Genomic DNA, 26,352 nt, shown 5'->3' with positions numbered 1-26,352 from the left:
GTTTTCGTACAGAGGATGCAAGAGTTAAGCTTTCAAAGATTTATCCAACCCATCAAAATTAATGGGACAGACCACTAGTACCGCAAGGCAGAAGTTTTGATAGGTTTGTAGTAAGCACTAAAGTACTTACTACAAACGCATTTACGCCTCGTAATTAATCCGATAAATCATTATAAAACTTTCTGCACGTCTGCGTAAGACAACAAATATTTATGCAAAAGGAACTAAATCAATGTTGATTGATAGTCGTAAATTGCCAATAGATGAAGTTATTAAAACTGAAGTTTGTATAGTTGGTGCTGGTCCAGCAGGAATTACACTTGCACGGGAATTAATTGGGCAAGACTTTCGAGTGTGCTTACTAGAAAGTGGTGATTTAGAATTTAATCAAGAGACCGCATCTCTTGGTGAAGGCGAAACGGTTGGAGATCCTTTTCCACCACTGCAAGATATGCGTCATCGTCAATTTGGTGGATTGGCTAATGTCTGGAATATTGAAATTAATAAAAATCAGCTTGGTCTGAGGCACGTGCCGTTAGACGAAATAGATTTTGAAAAACGAGATTGGGTGCCATACAGTGGCTGGCCTTTTAGTAAATCTCACCTCAATCCATTTTATGAGCGCGCTCAAGCAGTTTGTCAACTCGGTTCTTTTGCTTATGAAGCTAAGGCTTGGGAAAATGCTCAATCTCCTCGGATACATTTCACAAGTGACCGAGTTACTACCAGTATGTTTCAGTTTGGCCCGCGCGATATTTTTACCAATGAATATCGACATCAAATTAATAAATCTCCTAATATAATTACATTCCTCAACGCCAATGTGGTAGAAATTGAGGCAGACGAAACAGCCCAAACAGTGAAACGTGTGCAAGTTGCTTGTTTATCTGGTAATAAATTTTGGGTTGCGGCAAAAGTATTTATTTTAGCCGCAGGTGGGATTGAAAACGCGCGTTTATTGCTGTTATCAAACCGAATTCAAAAGAATGGATTAGGCAATCAACATGATTTAATGGGTAGATTCTTTATGGATCATCCTTTTATTCGTTGTGGTATGCTTATTCCGCAAAATCGCAAAATATTTAATTCAATGGCTTTGTATGACTTACGCGGCGTGAATAATGTCGCAGTCATGGGAAAATTTGCCCTAACAGAACAAGTTATGCGCCGCGAGAAATTACTAAATATGACCGCATTGTTATATCCCAGAGATAAAAAATTTAGATCGGCAGCAAAGGCTTCTGCAAAAATCTTGTTCTCTTCAGTTCGACAAAAACAGTTACCTAAAAATATTTTTCAGCATTTACAAAATGTGATTACGAATATTGATGATTTAGTAGCTGATTGGTATAAATATAATCTTAAAAAAGAATATTTATTCCCTGATTTGAGTCATGGAGGATGGTCTTACCATGAAGATAATGAACAGAAATATACAAAGTTTGAAGTTCTCAGCCAAACTGAACAAACCCCAAATCCAAATAATCGGGTGACACTCAGTAATCAATTAGATAAGCTTGGTTGTCCGCAAGCAAAATTAACTAATCATTGGAGCGAAATAGATATTTGCAGTGTGAAGCGATCGCAGCTAGTATTTGCACAGGAGTTTGCTAGTGCCGGACTGGGTGAGTTGCAGATTGAATTGGATGGAGATCGTCCAGTTGCTTCTCTTAGTACCCATCATAATATGGGAACAACGCGTATGCATCATGACCCAAAACAAGGAGTAGTCGATGCAAATTGTCAAGTTCACGGCATCTCTAATTTATTTATGGCAGGTAGCTCTGTTTTCCCTACAGGAGGCTATGCTAATCCTACGCTCACTATTGTTGCCTTAGCAATTCGATTGGCAGACCATCTGAAAGCACAATTTTGTCACTAAATATAGCAGCAAGTGTAGGGGCACCGTATATCCCTTGGTGTCAATTTAAGAACTAAAGCCAAATTTGTTGGGTGTAAGCGTCAATCTGTCGATGGCGCGATTCCGTAGCAACGTCACTGGAGTAAATATTAAATAAACGTTGTATGAGAAATTTTGCACCTTCTGAAGCTAATGTAGAAGTATAAAAAAGTTGTACAATTTTGCAGTTTGTAACCCCTATATTACCGTTGGCATTCACGCGACTTATAAAAATAAAGTTGTACAATTTTTCCAAAATTCGTCATATTGATAAATAAAAAAGTTGTACAACATCTCAAAAGGAAGCCTTGTAAGGGTTTGGAACTATTCACTACAAGATTCAATGGAGATCGCATTCCAAGTACAAAGCTGAATCAATAGCTTGAGTTTCGAGGGATGCGATCGCACTCTATTTCACTTTACATATAGCCGGTAGAATTGAGTGATCGCTTAAATCATCTCACAACTAAGCAACGCCATATTCTTTGTGTACACTTTGCTGCCAAAATTGCATCTCACACATTACGTTTATTGCTTCGTCGCCATTTTGGTATTGATGTTCTCACTTTTCAGTCTCAACCTATTTAATTCACATTAGGCATTATTTATCTTTAGGTTCAGTCCTTGGGCATAGTAAATTTGGCGATGAAATTAATCGGTTAACGTTAATGTACTATATCTGTTATGGTTGTTTCATTGTGGCATTGTTGCTCTGGTTAACCAAATGGCTGCCCGCAACGCTACCAGTTCTCGGTAGTTGAAAGGTGTGAGCTATTTCAAAATCAAGTTAAACTCTAACTTTTGCCGTAGGCGCTACTCAATTTGTAGATCAATCTTCCTTCGATTTGGCTATTAAGATTTTGATGATGGCTAAAGTATTCTTCAAGGACATTCTGGCAAGATGTTGAAATTACCCTAGCATTATCTAATTTTGTCAAGTCTTCATTTGTTATGCCTAGACTATGTAGTGAATTTTTATAATGATATTCCTCTATACAGATAGTGTATTGAGCATCGGCTTGTACGGGTTGTCCATTAATGCTCAAAGATTCCAGCTGATTTTGAGAATTACTATAAATTGCTTGAATACCTTTGCTGACCTGAAAACAACAACTTTCACCGGGTATTCTATTTTCTAGTCTCATTATATGTACGAATATCTTAGTAAGCTGTACGCCTGTAACTTTAAGTTTATAAAGTACATCGTCGTAAGGAAAAACTTCTTTAATATCGCTGAGTGTAACTAGCGGTCCTAATTTTGTTCTGCGAATTGAGCCACTTCCAAGTAAAGTTACATCCAACATATCTAGTTGGTCAATAATATCAACGATTAAGTTACCCAATTCCGTTTCTTCTTCACGCTTAGGATGGGTCAGTTGACGGGCTAATCGCCCAATCAGTCGATTATATTTGCGATCGACTTCTTCTTGAAAAATCGTAATCAACTTTTCGATTTCTGGATCTGGTTTAGACAAATTATTATCTACAGGTAAAAGTTGCCACTGCCATTCAACAATGCTGTTAGTATCGTCATCTACTATAATATCAAAGCGTCCAATTTGGTCTGTACCAATTCCAGCTTGTGCAATTAAAATATTGTTAACTTGGGCAGGTTGCTCTAAAAATGTATGAGAGTGTCCGCCAATAATCATATCCACACCCCATTCGGGGTCTAGCAATGCTGCTAGTTTTTTATCTTCTTCAAAACCGATGTGAGTCAGCAGAATTGTCAGGTCAATGTCGTCATTGTTGTAGGCGTTGCAAATTTTGCCAACTTCGGAAGCAGCATCTTCAAGACTTACAAATGTGCCAATACTGCTGTCACGTTTTAATGTCTTCAAAGCTTCTTCAGTAATAATTCCGATGAACATAATATCGAATCCATCTACATTGAGGATCAGATAGGGATTCATCAAACGTTTGTTGTACTTTTTGATATACAAATTGGCATTCACAATTGGGAAATTTGCCATCTTTTCTAAGAATAGTAAGTGAGGCAATCCATAATCCAATTCGTGATTCCCCAGAGTCACAACATCTGGAGCGAGGTAATTCATGATTTCTATAGTTGAAATACCTTTATATTCCTTATCAATCAGAGAACCCTGGAGCATATCACCAGAAATTACAAAAAGTACGTTTTTCTCTGATTGGCGCACCTTATTGATATAACCAGAAAGCAGCGCCACTCCACCAATCAGATGACCTTCTTCACCCCCAGCCTCAGCTAGAAAGTCTCCATGCATATCATTAGAATGCAAAATTATGAACTTTTTAAACCGCTCTGCGCTCGTCATCATCTTTTACCTTTATGAAACTAATAAATTAATCTTCTTTTGATTTATAAATAGTAAGTATATGCATATTTAAACTGTTAAATATTACTGTACAAAGATATAGTTATTTCATAAGTAAATAATTTTTAAAATTATTAGTCTAGATAGCAGAAGAACTTACAACATTTCCGTCACAATGCTAAAGAAATTGAGCGACCGATATTGATTACTAAAAATTTTGGCAAATTCCTTGGAGTAAAAGGGTTGGCTACGGTAGACAAATCCTTCAGCAATATTGTAACGGGTCAAATCAGAAAAATTTTGAGCAATCGCCTGTTCTTGCTTCTCGTTTTGAGGAATCACAATTGTATAAAAAACCTCGGATATTTCGTTATAGTTAAGATAACGACGAAACATTCCATTCAATTCAATACTAATGAGTTTTTCTAGCTCGGAAATGTTTTTATCAATCCTGATGAGTATATTAATTAAGTCCTGTAATTGAATTATCTGTTCAGTTGGAGGAGAGGTTGCCAAGTAGTTCTCAACATCTTGCCGCAGCTTAATAAAGTTCATCTCTGAATCAGAACTTCGTGACTGAAGCATATTCCAAGAAAACTCAATACCCCATTTATGGGCAAACGTATCAATAAATTTTCGTTCCCGTTCGTCCAGCCTTTCATCAATTAATGCAATCTGGCAGAGAATATCAATGATTGTTTTATGCTGAGGCGGTTTAAATAAAGCTATTGCTAAATCTGCAACTTCCTTTCGCTCTAAATTAAGAGCCCGCTTCAACAATGTGAAAAAACTTTTATGACGTTCTCCTGGAACCCATAGTTCTATTCCCACTGAAATATTAAATATCACGAGTAATAGATACAGAACCTCTTGAATAAATCCCTGCCACTGGCCAACAAATAGATAATTTAATGTGAATAGGCAACTTGGCACCATACTGACGAACATCGCCGCAATTGAAATACTCTCAGCAACCGTTTTATCATGTTTGCGCTTCCAGAGCTTGTTAGCCCGTAGATAAACGTCTGTAATAGCGAATCCAAGTGAAGCAAATGTCAAATAGAAAATTAGTTGCTTAAAGAATTCCATGTTTAAATAAGTTCCTTCTTACGATCGCCAGTGGTAATATTTGTGAAATAACTAGTAAATAATAGCCACTAATTACTAACCTAAAATCAAGAGGGAGCGACTCTACAAGAGAAGCTTAGAGCTTGCCACTTATAAATAGGTGTTTCAAATCTTCAATAAAGCTAGTAAAAAATTTGTCCTCATCTACCTGCAATGCCACCCAAGCATTTGCTGCTGTTTTCGTGGCAGGACGACTATCAATCAATGTTTGTCCTAGTGTCCACTGTCCCTTTGTTTCAACCCGAACTTTTGCTCTTTTCAACATCAGGGTTTCTGGATAAAACAGGTATCCTAATGTTGCCGCATCATGAACAAGAAAACCTGAAATTCCTCCTGTTTCTCGATAACCCAAGGCTGTGCTAATCATAAACTCACAAAGATTTGTCAAGAACTGAGAAAGTTTACTCTCTGGATTTGCTTGAGTGACTGCCACAGTCATATCTCGCGTAAAAATTAAGCGTCGGGTCACGTCTAGCGGCAGCACAACGATATCGTCTCGGCTATCAAATACTGTCTGAGCAGCTTCAGCATTAAACCAAATATTGAATTCAGCATGGGGAGTAATATTACCAAGACAGAAAAAAGCACCCCCCATAATCACAATTTCTTTGGCTTTTTTCAAGATACCGGGACTTTTTGTTTCTGCTGCCGCGAGGTTAGTTAGGGGTGCGATCGCTACAATGGTAATTTCCCCCGGAGCAGCGTTCAACTCCTCAATAATCAGTTCATCGGAGTAGGGAGCGTCTTCAATTTTGTGTGTGGCAGGGGGTAAAGTATGAGAAAGATTGCCCATCCCATCCGAACCATGAATATGGCTGGCATCTTCTATAATTTCTGTTTTTGCAAGGACACCGCGACCTACTTTAATGTGTGGGAATCCTGCTAAATTTAAAATCTGGCTAGCGCTAGAAAACGTGCATTTGGCAGCGACATTGCCATCTGCGGAAGTAACAGCGACAAGTTCAGCGAGTCCTCTTTTGTCCAAGCTAAGAAGCCACAGGAAGGTATAGATATCATCTCCACCTGGGTCGGTGTCGAGAATAATTTTGTGATGCGTAAGTTGAGTTGTCATGGTAAAAATTGTTTAAGTAAAGGATGATTGTATAAAAGTCTAATCGGGCATTATCAAAAGCAATTTTTGCCGGGTTCTCATGCTAATTGCTGCTCCATAGAACTGCTTTGAATTGGTTAGTTCTTTAAATTCAAAGTAATTACTATAGTTGTGTCAATAATCAGCTATAAATGCGACTATTTCTCAACTTATTGAGAATAGATTATTTTATTGACATGAAGCGATCGCTTCATGTCAAGCAGCCCTGGAGAGTGATGATTTGCTCAAGGGTCTAATTACAAAGCTATGTATTTTTTTAGTTAATTCGTAAGTACAACTGAGCCTCGAACTGTCTTAAGCGAAATAAAAGTTTTATACCTCGGTGATGATTTTTTAGATCAATTTTGCAAATACCTTTGCTATAGCAGTTTATTAAAGCACTTTTATATGAGACAAAACAAGCACATGAATGTCATATATTTTTAGTTAATGTCTTACAGACTAGCTTTTTTGTCAATATATAAGTATTGTAACTTTGAAGATAAGTAAGTGGGCATAATAAAATGTATCTATATTTAGTTTTGTAAAACCTAGAAAATCAATTACTTATAAGCTGTTTGCTGATTTCATCTAGAATTAGATAGGTTGATTTTTTAACGCCAATTTTATTACAATGTCATAAAGATTGTTTTTCTAAACATTTGTATAAAAGTTGTCAATTTGTAAAATTCATATATTTATTAAAAAGGCTGCTAAGTCCATACAATAAGTCTTTAAAGCAATTGATTGTATGTAAATTACTTATTTAATCAGTATTTTAGATGACAATTTCAATTAATTACTCATCTTGAGATGAGTTTATAAATAGCCTTTTACATAGTCAAAGTTATGATATTTATAACTTGACAGAAAGACTAGTTAATGTATAAAAAACTAAAGAAACGTCAGAGCAGAGTTAAATATATGACATTTATGTTCTTGTTTGATTGTAAATAAAGGTGCTTTAATAAATCGATAGAATAATAATTTATTAGTTTAGATGTGGATACAAAACAGCTTATGCAGCTGTTTGTTCAAATTGTTAATGTGCCTGTGGATATTTCAAATTGAGATTAATTATTGTTGTGAAACTTGAGTGCAAACAAAACCTTAAAACTTAGCGAGCGCCTATTTTTTGTTGGTAATCTAGACAAAATGGATAACGATCCCTCTCCTCTGCATGAGTTAATTTCTCATGTTTTATCTTCAGAGGAATCAAAATTGAAAATTTCAAAAAGTTTATTGCCATTAGGTACGATGCAGCAACTAAATCAACGCTTGATGCATCAACCATTATTGAATTTTATTAACGCCACTCTGCGCGGGATTGGTCAGGTGATTTTTGTAAATAATCCTGTGAGCGGTCTACTATTTTTAATTGCCATGTTCATTCAGGCTCCTTGGTTGGGGACAATGAGCTTGCTGGGAACTGCGATCGCCACATTAACGGCAATTATTTTACAAAAACACTTTGGGAAAACTTTCCAGCTCAATCGAGATGACATTCAAAATGGTATTTTTGGTCTGAATGGATTACTCACCGGAGCGACGATCGCATCGTTGGGGCTATTTGGCAATGGCACATGGAATCTGAACTGGGCGATCGCAGTGATTGTATTCGCTTCTCTGTCAACGGTATTAATGGAAACTATAGGAGTCTGGTTTGCTAGTAAATTCCGAGTAGCGCCGCTCGGTATTCCATTTCATATCGCGTTGCTAAGTTTTGTGATGAGCGTGCTATTTCTACCCCAAACTTTCTTTGATTTTGGGTCGTTACCGCCTGTTTCTCCTAGTCAATTTAACAGTTTGCGACTCGCAGGGTCGCTACCGCTCAGTATTGGGCAGGTGTTTTTTTCCAATAGCTGGGTTGTTGGAATGTTGATTATTTTGGGGATTGCTATCTGCACCCCGATTAGTGCCATTGTTGGCTTGCTGGGATGCGTAATGTACCTATTGGCAGGTTTGCTGCTGCAAGTGACTCCTGATGATTTGTATACTGGGCTATGGGGTTACAATGCTGTCCTAACGGCGATTGCCATTGGTGGAGTATTCTACACACCGAATTTATTCAGTATTTCTATTGGTTTGGGTTGTGCCTTTATTGCATCGCTTGCTAGTTGGGGCTTGGCAGCTTTATTTGCGCCGTTGAAATTGCCCGTCTTGGCGTTGCCGTTTGTAATTGTAACCATTGGCTGTTTTTTGATTTTACGGCGATCGCTACCCTCGCTTGTACCAGTAGCACTGCATACAGTTGCTAGTCCCGAAGAACATCGGCAACGGTTTTTAGTGGCAAAGCGGATTATTTCTAACTTTCGTCGTCATCTTGCAGCTGCCATCCAAAGCAAGCCGCGCCAACTGTTGTTTAAACAAGCATCTTCTACCTTTAAAGGAGACTTACGCTATATTTTCGATGCCATCGACCAAGACGGTAGCGGACATCTTTGTATTGAAGAATTAACCAATCATTTAAATCAGGCGGGAAAGGGGTTGTCAGATAGCGAAATCGCGCTGTTATTCACAAGTATGGATAGCGATCGCAGCAACACAATCGACTTTGAAGAATTCGGTGAGTTAATGCTGCGTCATCGTCAGTTGATGGCAGAATACAACGATTTTCTCACTTATTTTTTACCAATCGATGCTGATGAAGACAATCTCATCAGCCTTGATGAAATGAATATCGCAATGGCAAGCGTCGGAGAATCGCCGCTGACAAAAGATGAGATTACATTTTTACGCGATCGCACAGGAGGGCAACTATTGACTTGGAATCAATTTATTGAAGCGATACTAGTGATTTAAATAGCGATGTCTACGACGGGCTACGCCTACGCAGCTTGGGCATTTTTCAAGAAAACAACTCAATGTGTTGAATTTTATTAGTACAGAGAATTTTTTTATGTGGCATCTTAGCTCTGAATTGCTGACATTTTATTTTATTCCTCATGGACATTGCTATCTTTGGAAACCTGGTTTAGTTTCGCTACACGTTATCTCTGACGCACTCATTGCCCTATCTTATTACTCTATTCCCGTTACACTCTTCTACTTCGTTAGCAAGCGTAAGGATTTGCCTTTTAATTGGATTTTTCTACTATTTAGTGGATTTATCGTAGCTTGTGGCACTACTCACATCATGGAAATTTGGACGCTTTGGTTTCCAACTTATTGGATATCAGGATTAATCAAAGCGCTAACAGCAATAATATCTGTATTTACAGCCGTACAACTTATCCCCTTAGTTCCCCAAGCCTTAGCACTTCCTAGCCCAGCTGAATTAGAACGAGCAAATCAGGAAATCAAACTCTTAAATGAAAAACTCACAGCAGAAAATCTCCGAATGGGTGCTGAACTAGAGGTGACTAAACGGTTGCAACAGATGATTTTGCCCCAACCAGAAGAACTAGAAATTGAAGGACTCGACATTGCCGGATACATGGAACCCGCCGATGAAGTCGGTGGTGACTACTACGATGTACTACACACCGACGGAGTTACTACCCTTGGTATTGGTGACGTGACTGGACACGGCTTAGAAAGCGGAATTTTGATGGTGATGACTCAAACAGCCGTGCGGACTCTCAAAGAAATACGCGAGTATGACTCGGTGAAGTTCCTCGATGCCCTCAACCGCACTATATACAAAAATGTGCAAAGGATGAACTCAGAAAAGAATTTGACGCTGGCTGTACTGAATTATTCAGAGGGCAACTTAAGCATCAGTGGACAGCATGAAGAGACCTTGGTTGTCAGGAGTGACGGAAAAATTGAACGTATCGACACAATGGATCTCGGCTTTCCGATTGGACTTGATGATGACATTACCGATTTTATTAGTCATGCAACAGTAGAGTTACAACCTGGAGAAGGCGTTGTTCTTTACACCGATGGCATTCCAGAAGCCTATGATATCGACAAGAAACAATATGGTGTGGAACAACTGTGTGAAGCAATTAGCCAGAACTGGCACAACTCAGCACAGGAGATTAAAGATGCTGTAATTACCGATGTCAGGCGGCACATTGGCAAGCAAAAAGTGTTTGATGACATTACCTTGCTCGTGTTGAAGCGAGAAGCGGAACAGCCTGATTTGGTGAGCTAGCGCGTTGCGGGGGTTCCCCCCGTTGTAGCAACTAGCGAACCCGTAAGGGTGAAAGCATAAACATAACTTGAATTTAGGAACATTCATTAATACAAAACTCAATTACCACTAGAACAGGAAAAACGATGCCACAGATTTTTGGCGATTTCATCGAACAATTTCCTCCCGAACACGACTCACTCGAACTCACATTTACCCCAGATTCTCGGCCGATTAAACAGCGCTGGCGTAACAACCGATTATCAGCTTACTTTCTTGCTGATTATTTCTCTAACTTTCTGCCAATTGATGAAGACGACCCAACTCATGCAAGACAGCTTAAAGAGGCGCAAGCTGCTGTGGTTTTTGTAGCGAACGAACTGTTGGAAAACGCCATGAAATTCAACGATGCAACCACTCACTTTAAGGTAAAATTTGGGATTCATTTTTTAGAGGAGGAGCAGATTGCGGCTGTCCTTTTTGCCACAAATAGCGTGAGTGCGGCAGGTGTTGACAAATTTCAGGCATTTATTCAAGAACTGCTAGTTTCCGATCCCAACGATCTCTATATCCAGCAAGTTGAAAAAAGTGCAGAGGAAAATAGTGAAGCATCCGGTTTAGGGTTTCTAACCATGATCAATGACTACTCTGCACGACTAGGCTGGAAGTTCGATGTGGTTCAAGAACAGCCGAATATTACCACGGTCACGGCAATGGCACTTTTGCCAATCTAGAGTTTGTTCTTAATAATGATGTTCCAATTGTTAATCAAGATAACCCAACATGGTTGCAATGCAAGATGTTAAAGGCGAGGACTACACCGTACACGTTGAACCTGACACTTCAACAGTTCACTTCCAAGGGGAACTTTGTTTAAGTGGGCCTCCAGAGTACGCTCCGATTACCGCTCTCTTAAATAAAGTGGTAGATACCAAGCCAAATACGATGACTTTATATTTGAGAAATCTGGAATTTGTAAATAGTTCTGGCATTAGTATGTTTTACAAATTTGTGCTGAGTATGCAGAAGAAAGAAGGCGTTCAGTTAGTCGTGCTGGGGTCAAATGATATGCCTTGGCAAGGCAAGTCTTTGAATAACTTCAAAAAGCTGCTACCTGGACTCAAAGTAAACATTCAGTAAGGTTTACACTCATTCTTTCATCACTGCACACAGTCAAAACTAATGCTGTCCTTCTCATACATTGTTGGTAAATGGACTTAAAACAATGCTCAAAGAACTTTTACCATTTCAAGTCAATCTAGAGTTCGTTCTTAATAATGATGTTCCAATTATTGCTCAAGGGAATCTAACATGGTTGCAATGCAAGACGTTAAAAGTGAGGACTACACTGTACACGTTGAACCTGATACTTCAACGGTTCACTTCCAAGGAGAACTCAGTTTAGGTGGGCCTGCGGAGTACGCTCCGATTGCCGATCTCTTAAATAAAGTGGTAGACACTGAGCCAAATACGATGACTTTGGATCTAAGAAATTTGGGATTTCTCAATAGTTCCGGCATTAGTATGTTGTCCAAATTTGTGCTGAGTGTACGGAAGAAGAAAGGCGTTCAGTTAGTCGTGCTGGGGTCAAATGATATGCCCTGGCAAGGCAAATCTCTGAAAAACTTGGAGAAACTGCTACCCGGACTCAAAGTAGAAATTCAGTAGGGTTTATAGCCATTCTTGCACCACTGCACACAGTCAAAGCCAATGCTGTATTTGCCATACATCATTGGTAAATGGACTTAAAAATAATGCTCAAAGAACTTTTACCATTTCAAGCTAATACCTGGAGTTTTTTTCTGAGTAGCGTAGTGCTGACGATCGCCGGTACAATACTCCTTTACATCATTTTATTTTATATTCTGCGTTCAATCTTTCGTAAATTTGAACGAGATATCGCCCTGGTGACGCTGAATGTATCTGCGTATCCGGCTCTGGCGGTTTTTATTCTAGGCATTCTTAAATATACCTTCCATCAGTTGCCCTCTGTGAAGCTGATTGACGGCATTGAAAATTTATTGGCAGCTGGTTTAATTATTGCCATTAGTTACTGGCTCGTTCAACTCTTTACTCAAGTTTTCATTTATTACCTGCGGGGGTATACCCAAGAAACTGAATCGATGTGGGATGACGTGCTTTTGCCCCTATTAGAAGCAGTTGTTCCCGTCATCGTTTTTACGCTAGCCTCTGTTTTCGTACTGAAATCCTTTGGCGTGGATTTAACTGGAATTTGGGTAGCTTTGGGTGGGGCAACTTTTGTAATTGGCTTTGCTGCTCAGGGAATTTTAGCTAACTTTTTTAGTGGAGTTGTATTACTGATTGATACTCCCTTTCAGTTTGGCGATGTGTTGCTGCTGGACAATGGCTCCATTGCTATGCTGCGGAAAATTGGCGTGCGAGTAACTCAACTGTATATACCATCTAAGCATTGTGATATTTATATCCCCAATAGCACACTGCAAAGTCAAAACATTACAAATCTCAGTCGTCCGACCTCGTACTATCATTACTCTACCGACATGAAACTGCCGATCGCGCTGAATGTTGAAGAAGTAAAGTACGTGATGGTAGAAGTTATCCAGGCTCATTCCGATACTTTAGGCGACATTGACCAGAAATTAGCACAGATTGACCGCTACTATCAGTTAGAAGGATTAGAAAACCAACAAAAGATTGGTAAATTGCGTCTACTTGCCGAACAGGAAGTGAATTTCAAATTAGAAGAAATTACACCTGCACTTGAGGCACTTGTCGTCACCTTGCAGTTTGCTGAAAAAGGTGGCATGACCAACGAGGAAATTGAGAATGTACAACAAGAGTATCGAGAAGTTTTAAGCGCGATCGGTTTAGAAGTTGTCACCGAAATCTATGGCAATCGTTCAGTTTTTACACTTAAAGAAAATCGTTCTCAAGATAGTTTGATTGAACTGATCCGAAATTGGTATCGCATTTATATTCGGGATTTTCATCTTTTAGATAATGATAGCAGCATTATTACTGAAGAATGGGAACGCAAAATCAATTTGTTAAAGCGGAGAGTCCAGCGTTTATATCAAAAAATTTCTAATCCTCAAAGTGAAGAAACCCGGTTAGATGACTATGTAATGGAACTAAACCGATGGTTACGAGAACGGTTTAAAGAATCCCGACAAAAGTGGCAGGAGCCACAAGTTTTAATCAAAGGAATCGAGAATAGTGACGCGATAACTTACGTTCAGTTCAACCTGAATTTCTTTGTTGATGATATTAGGCTAGAAAACGGTCGTCGAGGCGATCGCGTCAGCAGCCAGATTTATGAAGAAGTTGTGCGATACCTCAAATACAGTGCCACCGAAGCAATTGAACCTCTAGCGAAGTCCAACGCAACTATCACTGTCCAAAGCGATAATTTATAATTCACACTGACACCATGATTACCTCTAACTTACAACCGAAACCAACGCTTGATGCTGCACAGCGCACTCTGATGGCTGAAGCTTTCCAAGTTGCTCGTCATATCACAAATGGCAGTGGAGATGCTCATTCACAACAGCGATGGCAACAACGGCTTTATGAATTACAAGCAACATTACAAGGATTTGCCCATCCAATTTTTCGTGAGGATTGTGCAGTAGAAACTATTCCAGTCAATGTCCGTCAAGCGTTTGCGGAAGCGATCGCCTTACTCAAGCACTACTACGAGGTAGGGGGTGCAGTTTGGCAGGGAACTGTATCATCTATCACCTTAAGTCAGTACAAAGTTGAAGCAACACCAGCTGAGTCATTCACATTTGCCATTCCTCAACTCTGCCAGCAGTTTCAGTTAGCAACTGAAGTTCAGGAACAAATGATCGCACTGTTGCAGACGGTCGATCATAAAGTTGTTGAGCAAAAGCAGATCGTTCAGGCAGCCCTGACGAATGTCGGTTTACTACCTAACTTAAAAAGTGCGCCGCCTGCTGCACCACTAGTTTTATTTCAACATTTGTTTGGAGACATTCCCATTCCAGTTGAGGCGATCGCAGTTGTATTTACAGAGACTCAGATTTACTTTTGTATTGATTATTCTGACAATCAATTGCGTGATTCAGCTTTGTGGGAACAACTATCAGAAATTGAACGCGAACGAATCCAACAGTTTTTAGAATCCCTTGGTAACTTTAAGTTTGAACAATTCCGTCACTTTCCCTCGTTTAGCTTTAGCGATCCAGCAAGCATTGATGCTGCTTGGAGCTATCGTTTGGCTCAAACAACTAATTTCAGCCAACCGCAAATTCTCCAAACCCTGAGTCATTCAGTAAGTATTCTGCCTACGAAAGATGCTGAAAAGTATTTGCTGCATGATATCTGGGGACATAACTGGCAGTCCATACTGACTCAATTTCGGGGCGACTATCAGATATTGGCAAGCTGTAGCGATCCACTACGACCAGCTGAGACTGCCTATACCGACTATGGGCCGTTGACCTGCCGGGAAATTTTTCAGCGCCAGGGAGAACAAGTATCCGTTGATTCAGAACGGGCAAGGCTGTTTTTTCAAGGAGAAGTACGGCAACGCTTGGGGCTAATGTTTACCCATCTAATCGGTGAAATGGTTGCAGATGTAGCAGAGTTCAAATTCATCTGGGATCGCCCGGAATTGAGCGAACAACTTCCATGTTCCTCCTCACTCAAAGAAAACCCGACGAAACTAGATTTTGCATTTGCAGATTTAGACTTTTTATTTTTACGAGTGCTGCAACCGTTGCTAGATGTCAAGCTATCGAGCTTTGAAGAATCAATCTTAGAACAAGAGTTGCTAGCAGAGTGGGGCAGGTTAGGAGAGTCTATTCAGTCATTAGAGGCACGAGTCAGTTTGAAGCAAGCGATCGCCCAACTTTACCAAATTTTCTTTGAGGAGTATTGGCTGACCTGTTTGCCCACAATCACAGGCAATACCAGCATCTATGCTGATGTGATTGCCAATTTGGTTCACCTGCAAAACGTGATCAATACTCTGTTTACAGACATTAGCTTACATACTCTAGCTGATGTTCCATTCCAAACCTTATTGCTTTTATTTATGGGGTGCTATTGCAGTGGCGATAGTTATGAAGAGTTCTGGCAAATTGACGATGCGATCGCGCAATACTTTATTCCCTGCTACCGTCAGCTAAATCAGTTGATTAATAACTAAAAGGGATTGGGGATTAGGGATTGCAGGTTAGGTGTCAAATCGAAAAATTATCGTGGGAGCTTTTACCCACCACCAAATTTTAAAAAACTTTTTCCCAGTCCCCGGCGAAATTCTCATATTTAGTATAGGTTGAAGCATGACAAGCCAATTTGCATCTCCAAATGGTATAGGTAAAAATAATCAACTTGGCAAACTCTCTAATTTTGGAGAAATGCCCGGACTTGAAGGTTTGGGAACTCGCTCAGTTGAGGCATGGTTTTTAGGAGTAAAAGCAGAAAATGCTGATGAATTTGAGCGTTTAATTGTAGAAGCAATTCGTGACCACACATTTTGGCGGCGAAACTTTCATCCTGGCGATCCAACTTACGTCACCGAACAAATTAAGCGACAGCCTGAATACGTAGAGGCAATTGATACTCTTAAGGAAAGTTACCGCTCGTTGCTAGCGTTTTTGAAGAAGTCCGTACCATTCTTCAGTATGCGCTACCAAGGGCATATGCTTTGGGATATGACAATGCCATCTATCTTGGGCTACTTTGCGGCAATGCTGTATAACCCTAACAATGTGGCTTTTGAAGCGTCAACAGCAACAACGCTTTTGGAAATATTAGTAGGAGATGACCTTTGCCGGATGCTGGGGTACACCATACCAAATGAGGCAGAAATTGAAAAAGGGGCTATTCGTCCTTGGGGACACATTACCTGTGGGGGAACTGTTGCTAACATTGAGGCGATTTGGTCAGCCAGAAACTTAAAATTCTATCCTCTTGCCTTGCAAGCAGCTTTGCAAAATGAAGCTTTGCTTTCAGCTGCCAAAGACATCGAAATTTCCCTACCCACTGGCGAGTCAAAACCTCTGATTGAACTAGACACTTGGTCAATGCTCAACCTCAGAGGCGATGACATTCTAGCGTTGCCGATTCGTCTTTATCAAGAGTATCAGATTAAGAGCGAAACCCTAACAAAAGTATTATCTAAGTATTCATTGCAAAACCTGGGAATGGCGGAGTTTTCACGCCGCTTTCTGAGCGACATCAACTCTTTACCTGTGTTCTTAGTACCAGCCACCAAGCACTACTCGTTTCCCAAAGCAGCCGCTTTGCTAGGAATTGGAGCGTCAAATTTGATTGACGTTCCTGTGGATGAAGATGCCAGGATGAGTATCACTGAAGTTAAAAAGATTCTTCAAGATTGCCTAGCCCAGCGTAGACCAGTTTATACAGTTGTTTGTGTCATCGGAAGCACCGAAGAAAGTGCAACTGACCCTCTTAAAGATGTTCTTGACCTGCGAGAAGAATTGCGCTCCCAAGGACTAGAATTTACTATTCATGCTGATGCAGCTTGGGGCGGTTATTTTGCCTCCCTGCTTCGTGAAGATGAGACGAACACACCCCAACTGACTAAGACAAAAGAAGAACTGATTACTGAGATTGGATTAAGTACCTATGTCACCCAGCAGTTCCAAGTTTTAGGCAATGCTGATTCGATAACGGTAGATCCTCATAAATCTGGCTATATCCCATACCCAGCTGGGGCGCTATGCTACCGCAATTCTGCAATGCGGGATTTGGTAACATTTGCTGCTCCCTATATGTACCACGGTGAAGCAGAACCCACAGTTGGCATCTATGGCTTGGAAGGATCAAAGCCTGGAGCTGCGGCTGCTTCGGTATATCTCAGCCATAAGGTTATTCGCCCAACAAAGGGTGGATACGGCAGAATCATTAGCAAAGCTCTATTTAACTGTAAAAAACTATATGCACGACTCTTATGTATGGCGCGTCCAGAAGACCGATTTATTGTCGTTCCCGTCCCTCGACTTCCCGCAGAAATTTCTGGTTCGGATGTAGAACAACAAATTCAATTCATTCGAGACAGAATCGACCGAGCAAGTAATGATGAACTTCTGGCGGATAAAGAAGCAATGCAACTGCTTTCGGAAATCGGCCCAGACCAAAACATCATAACCTACGCTTTTAATTTCAAATATCCAGACGGTTCCCTTAACACAGATTTAGCCTTGGTAAACCGTCTCAATAGAGCTATCTATGAGCAACTTAGTATCAAGCCAGGTGAGGATATTTACGGTTATAAACTCATTGTCAGTACTACAGATTTTGATGCTGCTCATTACGGAGAAGTTTTCATCGAACACTATAAACAGCGTCTATTAGGAATATCTGGAGTCACAGGTTCTTCAATCACCGTACTGCGTTCTACAGTACTCGATCCGTGGCTGGCAGAAACATTAAAAGGTTCATTTATCGATATCCTTGAACATGAGTTTCGCCAAGCGGTTGCTGATTCTCTGTTCCGAGATGCACTTCTCCAAATATTTGAAGATGTTGACAAGAATCAAGATGGAGTTTTGGAAATCTCTGAAATTGCAGCAAAATTCAAAACCTTGGGCTATACAGACGAGGATATCAATGTCTTCTGGAACATGAGTGATGTCAACAAAGATAGTACTTTGTCGATGGAAGAATTTATCCAGCACTTCTCGCACTTTTTAGTGTTGTCACTTCCGGGTTAATTGTGCTACATAACATTATACCAATTTAATGTGAAGCTGTATAGAAAAAGGCTTCTAAGATAAAGTTATAAGAAGAGATATCCAGGGCGGCCGCATCATGTTAATAAGTAAGATTTATTGATAATAAATTTCAGATTAATGTCATTAACTCTTACTTATTGCGAAAATTTTAGGCGTTGGCGTAGCCCGCACTTCTCTACGAGACACTGCGCGAACGAGTGAGCTTCAGTGACCACCGCAGGCATCGCTTTGGGACTTAAAAAATAATCAAACGTGAAAGGAAAGATTTTTTCGTTGGTTCTTAACCTTCTTTGTAATGAACAGACATCACCTGTTCAAATGTGAATTGATCATACAGTTGTTGGATGCGATCGCACTTTGTTGGCGTATGCCTGTTTAATGCTGCCAGAATTCTTTTAGACATCATCTTATAAATCTATGATTGATTATAAATACCAAGTCGGTGGAAGTTTGACAGTTAATGCACCTAGTTATGTGCGTAGACAAGCAGATTACCTACTTTATGAGAGTCTTAAGCAGGGAGAGTTTTGCTATATATTGAACTCTCGACAAATGGGTAAATCCTCTCTGCTTGCAAGTACAAAACATCGCTTGGAACAAGAAGGATTTAAATGCAGTACCATTGATATGTCGATTATTGGTACTTCACATATCACCCCAATCCAGTGGTATAAGAGTGTAGTTGGTGATTTATGGTTAGGTTTTAATTTATTAAATAAAATTAATTTAAAAAGTTGGTGGTGTGAACAAGAAGATATCTCTTTACTGGAAAGATTAAGGTGGTTTATTGAAGAATTATTACAGCTTCACTTTCCTGATAAACAATTATTTATCTTTATTGATGAAATTGATAGTATTCTAAGTTTAGATTTCTCAGTTGATGATTTTTTTGCATTAATTCGGTTTTGCTATAATCAACGAGCAATTAATCCTGAATATAAACGTATTACCTTTGCTATTTTTGGAGTTGCAACTCCATTGGATTTGATTCAAGATAAAAGACATACACCATTCAATATTGGTAAACCAATAGAAATTCAGGGTTTTAATTTACAAGAAACTATTCCTTTAACAAAAGGATTGGAAGGAAAAGTAGTAAATCCAAAACTTATTTTAAAAGAGATATTAGTTTGGACTGGTGGACAACCATTTCTTACTCAAAAGCTATGTCAAATTGTGGCAAATGGACAATATAAAGATAGAGATAAATCACTAATAAATAATTCTAAATTATTTATTGCTAGTTTAGTCAGGTCACATATTATAAATAATTGGGAGTTTCAAGATGAACCAGAACATTTAAGAACAATAAGCTTGCGTCTTTTAGAGAACGAGCAAACGGCAGGAAGATTGTTAGGATTCTATCAGCAATTTTTAATGGGAGAAGAAGTCATAATTTATGATATTAGAGAAAAAAATGAGTTAATTTTATCAGGTTTAGTCATTATATCTCAAGGAAAAATTAAAGTTAAAAATAAAATATATGAAGCTATATTTAATTTAGATTGGGTTGCTCTAAAGCTAGAAAACTTACGTCCATATTCTCAAAATATCAAAAAATGGCTTGCAAGCAATCAGCAAGATAAATCTCAATTATTAAAAGGTATAGTATTAAAAGAAGCAGTAGCTTGGTCAGAAAATAAAAAGCTTTCTAATATAGATTATCGGTTTCTTGCTACTAGTCAGCAGTTGGATAAAGAAGAAGTTGAAATAAATTTAAATGCCGAAAAAGCTGAGTTAGAAAAAGCACAATTTACTCTGTTAGCAGCGAAGGAAGCGAATCAGATTTTGAATCAAGCTCGAAAAGCTGCTAAATTAAATGCTGTATTACACTTTGGTAAACCGTGTATTGTCAGCTTCGCAATTGGTATTACTAGTTTTATTATCCTGCTACGCTTCATTGGTTTATTGCAGGGGATGGAATGGAATATGTTTGATAGCTTTTTGCAACAACAACCCCAAGAAGGAATTGATTCTCGTGTTGTTGTAATTACAATTGATGAACCAGATTTACAAAAAATCGGACAATATCCCATACCTGATAATATTTTGGTTAAAGCACTTAACAAATTGAAAACTTATCAACCTAAAGTAATTGGGTTGGATTTATATCGAGATTTGCCAGTAGAACCGGGGTATCAAGAATTAGTAGAATTGTTCAAAGCTACTCCCAATCTTATTGGGATTGATAAAGTCGTAGGCACTAAGGTTGCACCACCAAGAGTATTAGCCCAATTAAGCCAGGTGGGTTTTAGTGATCAAGTATTGGATGGAGATGGTAAGGTACGTCGTGCCTTATTGACAGTACGTTCGTCGCAGACGTTGGCGAAGCCATCGCCAAAAAATCAATTACGCCAGAGTTTGGGTTTACAATTAGCATTACAATACTTAAAAACTGTTGGCATAACTCCCCATCCTCATCCTCAAAATCGCCATCATATTCAGCTTGGTAAAGCCTTAATAATACCCTTGCAACCTTTTGACGGAGGCTATGTTTGGGCTGATACTGGAGGTTATCAAATTTTACTTAATTATCACGGCACAGAACAAAATTTTCAAAGCTTCTCCATCACAGATTTGTTGCAAGAACGCATACCAAAAGAAAAAATCCAAAATCATGTTGTCTTAATTGGTGCAACAGCTGAAAGTATTAATGACTTGTTTCAAACACCTTATAACAATCGGCTATTTGGGTCATCAAAACAAATGGCAGGAGTATTTATTCATGCTAATATTACCAGCCAAATATTAACCGTAGCACTACAAGGAAGAGGAATGCTGCAAACTTGGTCTAAGATATGGGAGAGCTTATGGATTTTGCTTTGGTCTGGGATAGGAACATTAATTGCTTGGCGATTAAAATCACCTAGACAATTAATGTTTATCGTCACTAGCACTGGATTAGGATTAATCGTGTTTTGTTATCTGGCATTTTTACAAGGTTGGTGGATTCCGATTATTCCCCCGTTATTGGGATTAATACTTGCTCCGATTATTTTACCAATATTTGCAACTAAGCAGCTTGAGAAAATCCAACTTCAGCAAACTCTCAAGTTACTACTTGCGGTTGCAAAAGAGCAACCTGCTGCTGGAAAAATTGCGATTGAATATTTCAAACAAGCAGAAGGCAAAGAAAATCAGCAGTTGATTGACAAGATACTACAACAAAATAATTACGAATTATTTTAATTTGGTATTTTTAAGTTCAGCTTTTCTAGCTTTTTCTATAGTCATAAGCATTTCATACCAATATCCTCTCTGTGCGTACCAGTTTGCTTGACCAATGGTAGTTAACTGGTTCAACTCCCTATCTACTTTGGTCGTTTTTGCAACTCGTTGTACCCAACCTTTAAATATAGGATCGTCTGGTTGCACAGTTTTTCCACAGACAACTACCAATGACCATTCGTAATTTTTACCTACAGTTAGCGGCGTTTTTTCTTTAGGTTGAGTGAAGCTAACAATCCCTCCACTAGCAGTAATAGGTAAAAAAGTTCTTTCATAATAGTTACCTGTTTCATCTTTAAAGGTCAGCATAACCTTCTGTGCTGAAGTTTTGGGTAAGGAAATGAATACGGGAGGATGAGCTTGGAAGGTTAAACCAAAGTTACGCTTTGGCATCAAAGGTTTAATGGGCTGTTCATTCTCAGAACACCTCAGCCCATCACGAGAACCTGCACCAACAGTTTCACTTTTTGGTTCTGGCTCTCCGGGTGGTTCAAAAGTCTCTTGAAAAACGAATTGGTCTAGTAGGCTGGTTTTTGATGTGACTGATTCTGATTGCGCCAAACTGGGTAAGGTAAATATCAACAGTTGTAGAGATAAGCCAACAGTAAAGAATTTAAATTGATATGAGGCATTATTTACTATCATTTTCTGAAATGTATGTGGTCAGTTGTTATTGCAAGAGTTTTTAATTTTGAATTATTAAGCCTCCCTGCCTCCTTCATCGTGAATCAACGCCAATTTCCTACCAGTACAAACCCAGACCAATAATAAGGATGTTTGTACTGAGGAGAATTTAATAGAGATAGTTGTGCTTGACGCAGTGCTTCGGCTTTGCTGACGACCTTTTGGGTAAGCAGACGGTAAAATTCTGCTGTCAAGTCAGCAGTTGATTTGTCTTGTACTGACCAAAGGGTTGCTAAAGTACTTCTAGCACCAGAACGGACGGCAATTCCTGCCAATCCTAAAGCAGCGCGGTTGTCGCCTTTGGCTGTTTGACAAGCGCTGAGAACTAGCAGTTCAATTGGTTGGCGTGGAGCATTATTGCTCAGTTTTGAAGATGCACCTTTTAACCATCTATCTAAATCTTTAACATTAATCCGGTCTTCCCAAGTTAAAAGAAATGTGTCTTCGGCTTTGGAGCTAAATTCACCGTGGGTGGCAAGATGAACTACAGAAAAGGGAACTTCTTCTATTTGCTTTTGGACGTTGGCACGAGTAAATTTTTCATTAAGCAGTACTTGTGCATGGACATAGTTTGTAATTTGTTTAATTTCTTGTTTGACACCAGGTAACTCAGCAAAACCTTGACGTGCTTCTGCTAAACCCGCAGTTAAAGCTTGAAACTGTTGGGGAAGAAGATGCCGAGATTCTAATAGTTGTAAACCAGGAGTTAATGCTATGCTGTACTTCTGGATGATAAACTGCTGGCGATCATGCAAAACTGCCATCGGTACACTGCGTAAAAAACCATCCAAGACAAACACTAAGGTTTTAATCCCCTGAAGTTTTATTTCTTTTTCGGCAGGACGCAATAACCAATCATACAATTTTTGGGCAGAAGGTAGTACCTCGTCAGGCAAGAAAGCAGGGTTTAAAGACTGGCGCAGTTCATCAAAAACCTCTGATTCCTCTTTTGAGGAAAGATTTGTTCCATAATGTTGCAAAGGTTGTCCGGGAAGAGAAACAACTACCTCCAAGCGACGTTCTAGCAAAATTGGATAAATCACTGCGGCTTTTAGATCAATTTTATCTATTGGTTGCGGTTTATAAGTTAAGCAGGCTTGGTGGAAGAAGTTTTCTAATTCTGCTAATTGCAGTGCTTCAATTGTTTTGCGAGATTTCTCTAAGTGTTGTTGCTTGATGATTTGTGGTAGGCTGTCTACATCTTGTAAAAGTAATTGTACTAACTGCCGATACACTGGTTCAACGCGATCGCGGAAATTAAATTGCACGTCAGGATTCAATTGCACTAAGTCTTGACGCAGAGATGTTAAAGAATCAACAGCTTGTTCATAAGCAGTAATTGCTGACTCAATATTTCCCCTAGCTTTCTCAATTCGTCCTTGTTGCCAAAACCAATTGACAGCAATATCTTCTGCTTGCACTCCCTGTACTAAAGTTAGTGCTGTTTGGGTGAGATTTAAGGCTTCTGAGAATTGCTGAGTTTGTTCGTAAAGATGTCCTAACTCTCCTAAAGCATAACTTTGCGCTCTTACATCTGTTAATTCTCTAGCTTGTGTGACTGCTGTTGATAAAAGTTGAGCAATGTCTTTTGTGTTCGATGATGACAGTTTCATCCAACTTGCAGCTAAATTAACTTGCGCGTAGACTCCCCAACGACTAGGAGAAAGATTAGCAAGACGCGCTTGAATTTGCGGTAATAATGCTAGTGCAGTTTGATTTTGCTCAGTTTTTGTTAAAAGGCTAAGTTGGTTAAGGAGTGCTTCTAGTTGAGTACGCTCGTCACCACTACTTGCTTGTTGATAAAATTCTAATGCGGCTTTAAAATCTTCCCTAGCTCTAGCGGTATTTCCCAATCTTAAGAAGGTTTCGGCAATATCTGCGGTAGAATTTACTTGCTTAGCGATCGCTAAACTTTGCGATAATACTTGTTGCGATCGCTCTAAATCTCCCACTACTTGCAGAGTTACCCCCAAACTTTGTAATCCCCTAGCTTTTAGGAGATTATCAGGTAAAGCAGCAAGGTCTTGATTGATTTGTTCTAGTTGCCTTTGGGCGCGACGATACTCTCCCAACGTTTGCAATGCTTGGGCTTGGTTAATCTGCGATAGTACAATCCCTGTCACATCCTTGAAGGAACGATAGATTTTCTCTGCTTGCTGCCAAGTTTCTAAAGCTAGTTCCGGTTGTCCAGTATTTAATTGTAAACTTCCTTTGGTGTTGAGGACTTGGGCGTAAAGGAAGGAATCATCCACTGTTTTTAGGATATTCTCTGCTTGGGTGATTAGCGATCGCGCTACTTCCCACTTGCCCAAGTCTTGATAAACAATAGCCAGGTAGTTGTAACTTAATATTTGATAGTGCTGCTGTTTACTTTGCTGAGATATCTGGGCTGCTTGTGACCAAATTTGTGCAGCTTCTACTAACTTTCCGGCATCATAAACTTGTTTTCCTTGTTCTAGTAAGATGACTTGAGATTGAGTTCGGGAAATAGAATCCTCTGCGGTGGCTGGTAAAACAGTTGTAATTAAGAAAAAGATTAGTATGCCTAAAATTAGGTAACGATGAATACGCATAAACGCTTATAATCTGCAATTTATAATTACTAGTTCGTAATTTTGGCATTGATTAATCGTATCAAGTCTGCCTGATAAATTTAGCTGGCTAATATTTACAAATAAAGGCAGAAGCGCAAAGGGGAAAAAGACTGCAAGCTGAAATTAGCTTCTTTTCCCCTTGCCTTTGCTCTCCATCGCCTCATCCACTTGTTCTATTAGGACTGCCTTGCCCAAAAGGCTGATAAAGACTTCAGTAGACATTGCCTCAAGCTTGCTAATTGGAGCGCTGACAACGCCATTGAACTGTATCAAAGATGATGTTATTAGCATCTTAAAACTAGACTCCATGAAAAGCCCGTACTTAGTTTTTTATCTCAATCTCTAATTATTATACTTTTTAGATGCATATAATTTATTTTTAGTCAATTAATAATATTAATATTTGAGACAAACTTTCTCTTTTTTAATGCATATAATTTATTTTTAATCAATTAATATTATTAATAACATGGTAATTTGATATTTTGTAATACAGAGAATTTGTTATTAGTCAATTAATCATATTAATAATATAGTCGTTTCATTTGTTAAATCTCATTGTATTTTGTTAAAGATTATTCGGTGTTTGGACTTGATATTCTAATAAGTGATAGGGTATTGATACAGACACAATTTAGAGGATTTAAAACAATGGGTAAATTCACGCTTACATCTTCAAATATCACTTTAGAAGGTAGTGTTTTGAAAGCTGTCTCTAAAACTACTGCTCAAAAGGACGTGCAGACTAGTATTGATCTAAATGACTGCATAGCAAATATAGATGGAACTTTAACATGGACAAAAGGTGGAAATTTCAAAGCAACCAGTCGAAATATTAAGGTAGAGTCGAGTTCAGGTAACACCATATTGCGCGCTGAGTCCCAGAAAGCTAATGGTTCTTCTTGGGTGGATGCTTCTTTGAATTTAGATGAAAAAATTACAAACAACGAAGGTACATTAAGATACGACGGTTAAAGTTTTAAAGAAGTAGAGGGTGCATTTTTTCCTCGACTTTGCAACATTATGCACAAGGATTCCTCAGCCTATGCACGGCAGTGGATATAATTGGACAAAAAACTTGCACCGAAATTTCTATTAACGGAAATGAACTCTCAGCAACTTGCGAAAAGCGCGATAAATGACCAAACAAAACCTCAATCGTCTTAGAGGTTGTTTGAAAAGTAGTTAGCTGTGATTTTAGACACTTGTTGATCCCCCCTAGCCCCCTTAAAAACGGGGGAATTAGAATCAAAGTCCCCCTTGAAAAGGGGGATTTAGGGGGATCTAAAACTATTTGATACATCATTAAGGACTTTTCAAACATCCTCTTAACTCGACTTTATCCATTTTTTCCCAACGCGATCGCTTAAACTGAAACCTTTAGAGGATGAGAATGATAATGTTCCTACTTGGTTCTAATTCATCTGTACTACCGTCTTTTTCTGGTTCGTCGTCGTGGTTTGGCGTCGTGTTGCGTGTTTGACGGCGACGACGCCAAATAAGTTCCGCCTCTACCCCGGAATTCATTTCCTCTCAAAGCTAGTAGAAAATAGTCTTAATTTTGACTACAGCAAATTAGCAAGTGTCGAATTCATAACTCCGTAGTTCGGAATTTATCTCAGGCGATCGCATCTAAAT

Annotated in this window: 17 protein-coding genes; 11 read left to right on the top strand and 6 right to left on the bottom strand. The window is 39.1% G+C overall.

Translation table 11 applies throughout. The features are described 5' to 3' along the window. Window positions 1-232 precede the first annotated feature (232 nt). A complete protein-coding gene (locus V7K56_RS36490) occupies window positions 233-1,882 on the top strand; it encodes a GMC family oxidoreductase (protein ID WP_334918997.1) in 1,650 nt (549 codons plus the stop codon). A gap of 812 nt (window positions 1,883-2,694) precedes the next feature. Here the strand turns inward: V7K56_RS36490 and V7K56_RS36485 are convergent. From V7K56_RS36485 to V7K56_RS36475, 3 genes are all read right to left on the bottom strand, one after another. Next, window positions 2,695-4,200 (bottom strand): bifunctional metallophosphatase/5'-nucleotidase, encoded by a 1,506-nt coding sequence (locus V7K56_RS36485; RefSeq protein ID WP_334918995.1) that lies wholly within the window; start codon window positions 4,198-4,200, stop codon window positions 2,695-2,697. A 153-nt stretch (window positions 4,201-4,353) separates the two neighbouring features. Further along, complete coding sequence (locus tag V7K56_RS36480) at window positions 4,354-5,286, bottom strand: tellurite resistance TerB family protein (protein ID WP_334918993.1); 933 nt, start codon at window positions 5,284-5,286, stop codon at window positions 4,354-4,356. Between the two features lie 115 nt (window positions 5,287-5,401). Then, a complete protein-coding gene (locus V7K56_RS36475) occupies window positions 5,402-6,397 on the bottom strand; it encodes a nucleoside hydrolase (RefSeq protein WP_334918991.1) in 996 nt (331 codons plus the stop codon). 1,173 nt (window positions 6,398-7,570) lie between these two features. On the opposite strand from V7K56_RS36475, the gene V7K56_RS36470 reads away from it, so the two are divergent. The 9 genes from V7K56_RS36470 (at window position 7,571) to V7K56_RS36430 (ending at window position 21,397) form a co-directional block, all read left to right on the top strand. Further along, entirely contained in the window at window positions 7,571-9,217 is a 1,647-nt protein-coding gene (locus tag V7K56_RS36470) for an urea transporter (protein ID WP_334918989.1), read from the top strand. A 97-nt stretch (window positions 9,218-9,314) separates the two neighbouring features. After that, window positions 9,315-10,517, top strand: coding sequence for a PP2C family protein-serine/threonine phosphatase (locus V7K56_RS36465; RefSeq protein ID WP_334918987.1), 1,203 nt, complete (start codon window positions 9,315-9,317; stop codon window positions 10,515-10,517). Between the two features lie 125 nt (window positions 10,518-10,642). Next, entirely contained in the window at window positions 10,643-11,230 is a 588-nt protein-coding gene (locus tag V7K56_RS36460) for a DUF6272 family protein (protein WP_334918985.1), read from the top strand. A gap of 49 nt (window positions 11,231-11,279) precedes the next feature. Beyond that, window positions 11,280-11,636, top strand: coding sequence for a slr1659 superfamily regulator (locus V7K56_RS36455; protein ID WP_334918983.1), 357 nt, complete (start codon window positions 11,280-11,282; stop codon window positions 11,634-11,636). Between the two features lie 171 nt (window positions 11,637-11,807). Continuing rightward, the gene (locus V7K56_RS36450) at window positions 11,808-12,164 is read left to right on the top strand and encodes a slr1659 superfamily regulator (protein ID WP_334918981.1); all 357 of its coding nucleotides are present in this window, start codon (window positions 11,808-11,810) and stop codon (window positions 12,162-12,164) included. A gap of 86 nt (window positions 12,165-12,250) precedes the next feature. Continuing rightward, window positions 12,251-13,894: a mechanosensitive ion channel family protein gene (locus V7K56_RS36445; RefSeq protein ID WP_334918979.1), complete on the top strand. Its 1,644-nt coding sequence runs from the start codon at window positions 12,251-12,253 to the stop codon at window positions 13,892-13,894. Window positions 13,895-13,908: 14 nt separating this feature from the next. Beyond that, window positions 13,909-15,654 carry a hypothetical protein gene (locus V7K56_RS36440; RefSeq protein ID WP_334918977.1) on the top strand — a complete coding sequence of 582 codons (1,746 nt, stop codon included), beginning with the start codon at window positions 13,909-13,911 and terminating at the stop codon, window positions 15,652-15,654. A gap of 136 nt (window positions 15,655-15,790) precedes the next feature. Then, window positions 15,791-18,187 carry a pyridoxal-dependent decarboxylase gene (locus tag V7K56_RS36435; RefSeq protein ID WP_334918975.1) on the top strand — a complete coding sequence of 799 codons (2,397 nt, stop codon included), beginning with the start codon at window positions 15,791-15,793 and terminating at the stop codon, window positions 18,185-18,187. A gap of 438 nt (window positions 18,188-18,625) precedes the next feature. Further along, window positions 18,626-21,397 carry a CHASE2 domain-containing protein gene (locus V7K56_RS36430; RefSeq protein WP_334918973.1) on the top strand — a complete coding sequence of 924 codons (2,772 nt, stop codon included), beginning with the start codon at window positions 18,626-18,628 and terminating at the stop codon, window positions 21,395-21,397. Here V7K56_RS36430 and V7K56_RS36425 read toward each other — a convergent pair. Together V7K56_RS36425 and V7K56_RS36420 are read right to left on the bottom strand one after the other, a co-directional pair. Beyond that, on the bottom strand, window positions 21,389-22,081 hold the full coding sequence (locus tag V7K56_RS36425) for a DUF928 domain-containing protein (RefSeq protein WP_334918971.1): 693 nt from the start codon (window positions 22,079-22,081) through the stop codon (window positions 21,389-21,391). The genes V7K56_RS36430 and V7K56_RS36425 overlap by 9 nt on opposite strands. Window positions 22,082-22,164: 83 nt before the next feature. Beyond that, complete coding sequence (locus V7K56_RS36420; RefSeq protein ID WP_334918968.1) at window positions 22,165-24,693, bottom strand: CHAT domain-containing protein; 2,529 nt, start codon at window positions 24,691-24,693, stop codon at window positions 22,165-22,167. Between the two features lie 672 nt (window positions 24,694-25,365). Between V7K56_RS36420 and V7K56_RS36415 the strand changes: the two genes are divergently transcribed. Beyond that, window positions 25,366-25,689, top strand: coding sequence for a CVNH domain-containing protein (locus tag V7K56_RS36415; RefSeq protein WP_334918966.1), 324 nt, complete (start codon window positions 25,366-25,368; stop codon window positions 25,687-25,689). Window positions 25,690-26,094: 405 nt separating this feature from the next. Here the strand turns inward: V7K56_RS36415 and V7K56_RS36410 are convergent, their stop codons facing one another. Beyond that, window positions 26,095-26,241: a hypothetical protein gene (locus tag V7K56_RS36410; protein ID WP_334918964.1), complete on the bottom strand. Its 147-nt coding sequence runs from the start codon at window positions 26,239-26,241 to the stop codon at window positions 26,095-26,097. Between the last annotated feature and the right edge of the window lie 111 nt (window positions 26,242-26,352).

The organism is Nostoc sp., from assembly GCF_036917535.1.
GTDB lineage: Bacteria > Cyanobacteriota > Cyanobacteriia > Cyanobacteriales > Nostocaceae > Nostoc.
This window is presented reverse-complemented; position numbering and strand designations above follow the sequence as displayed.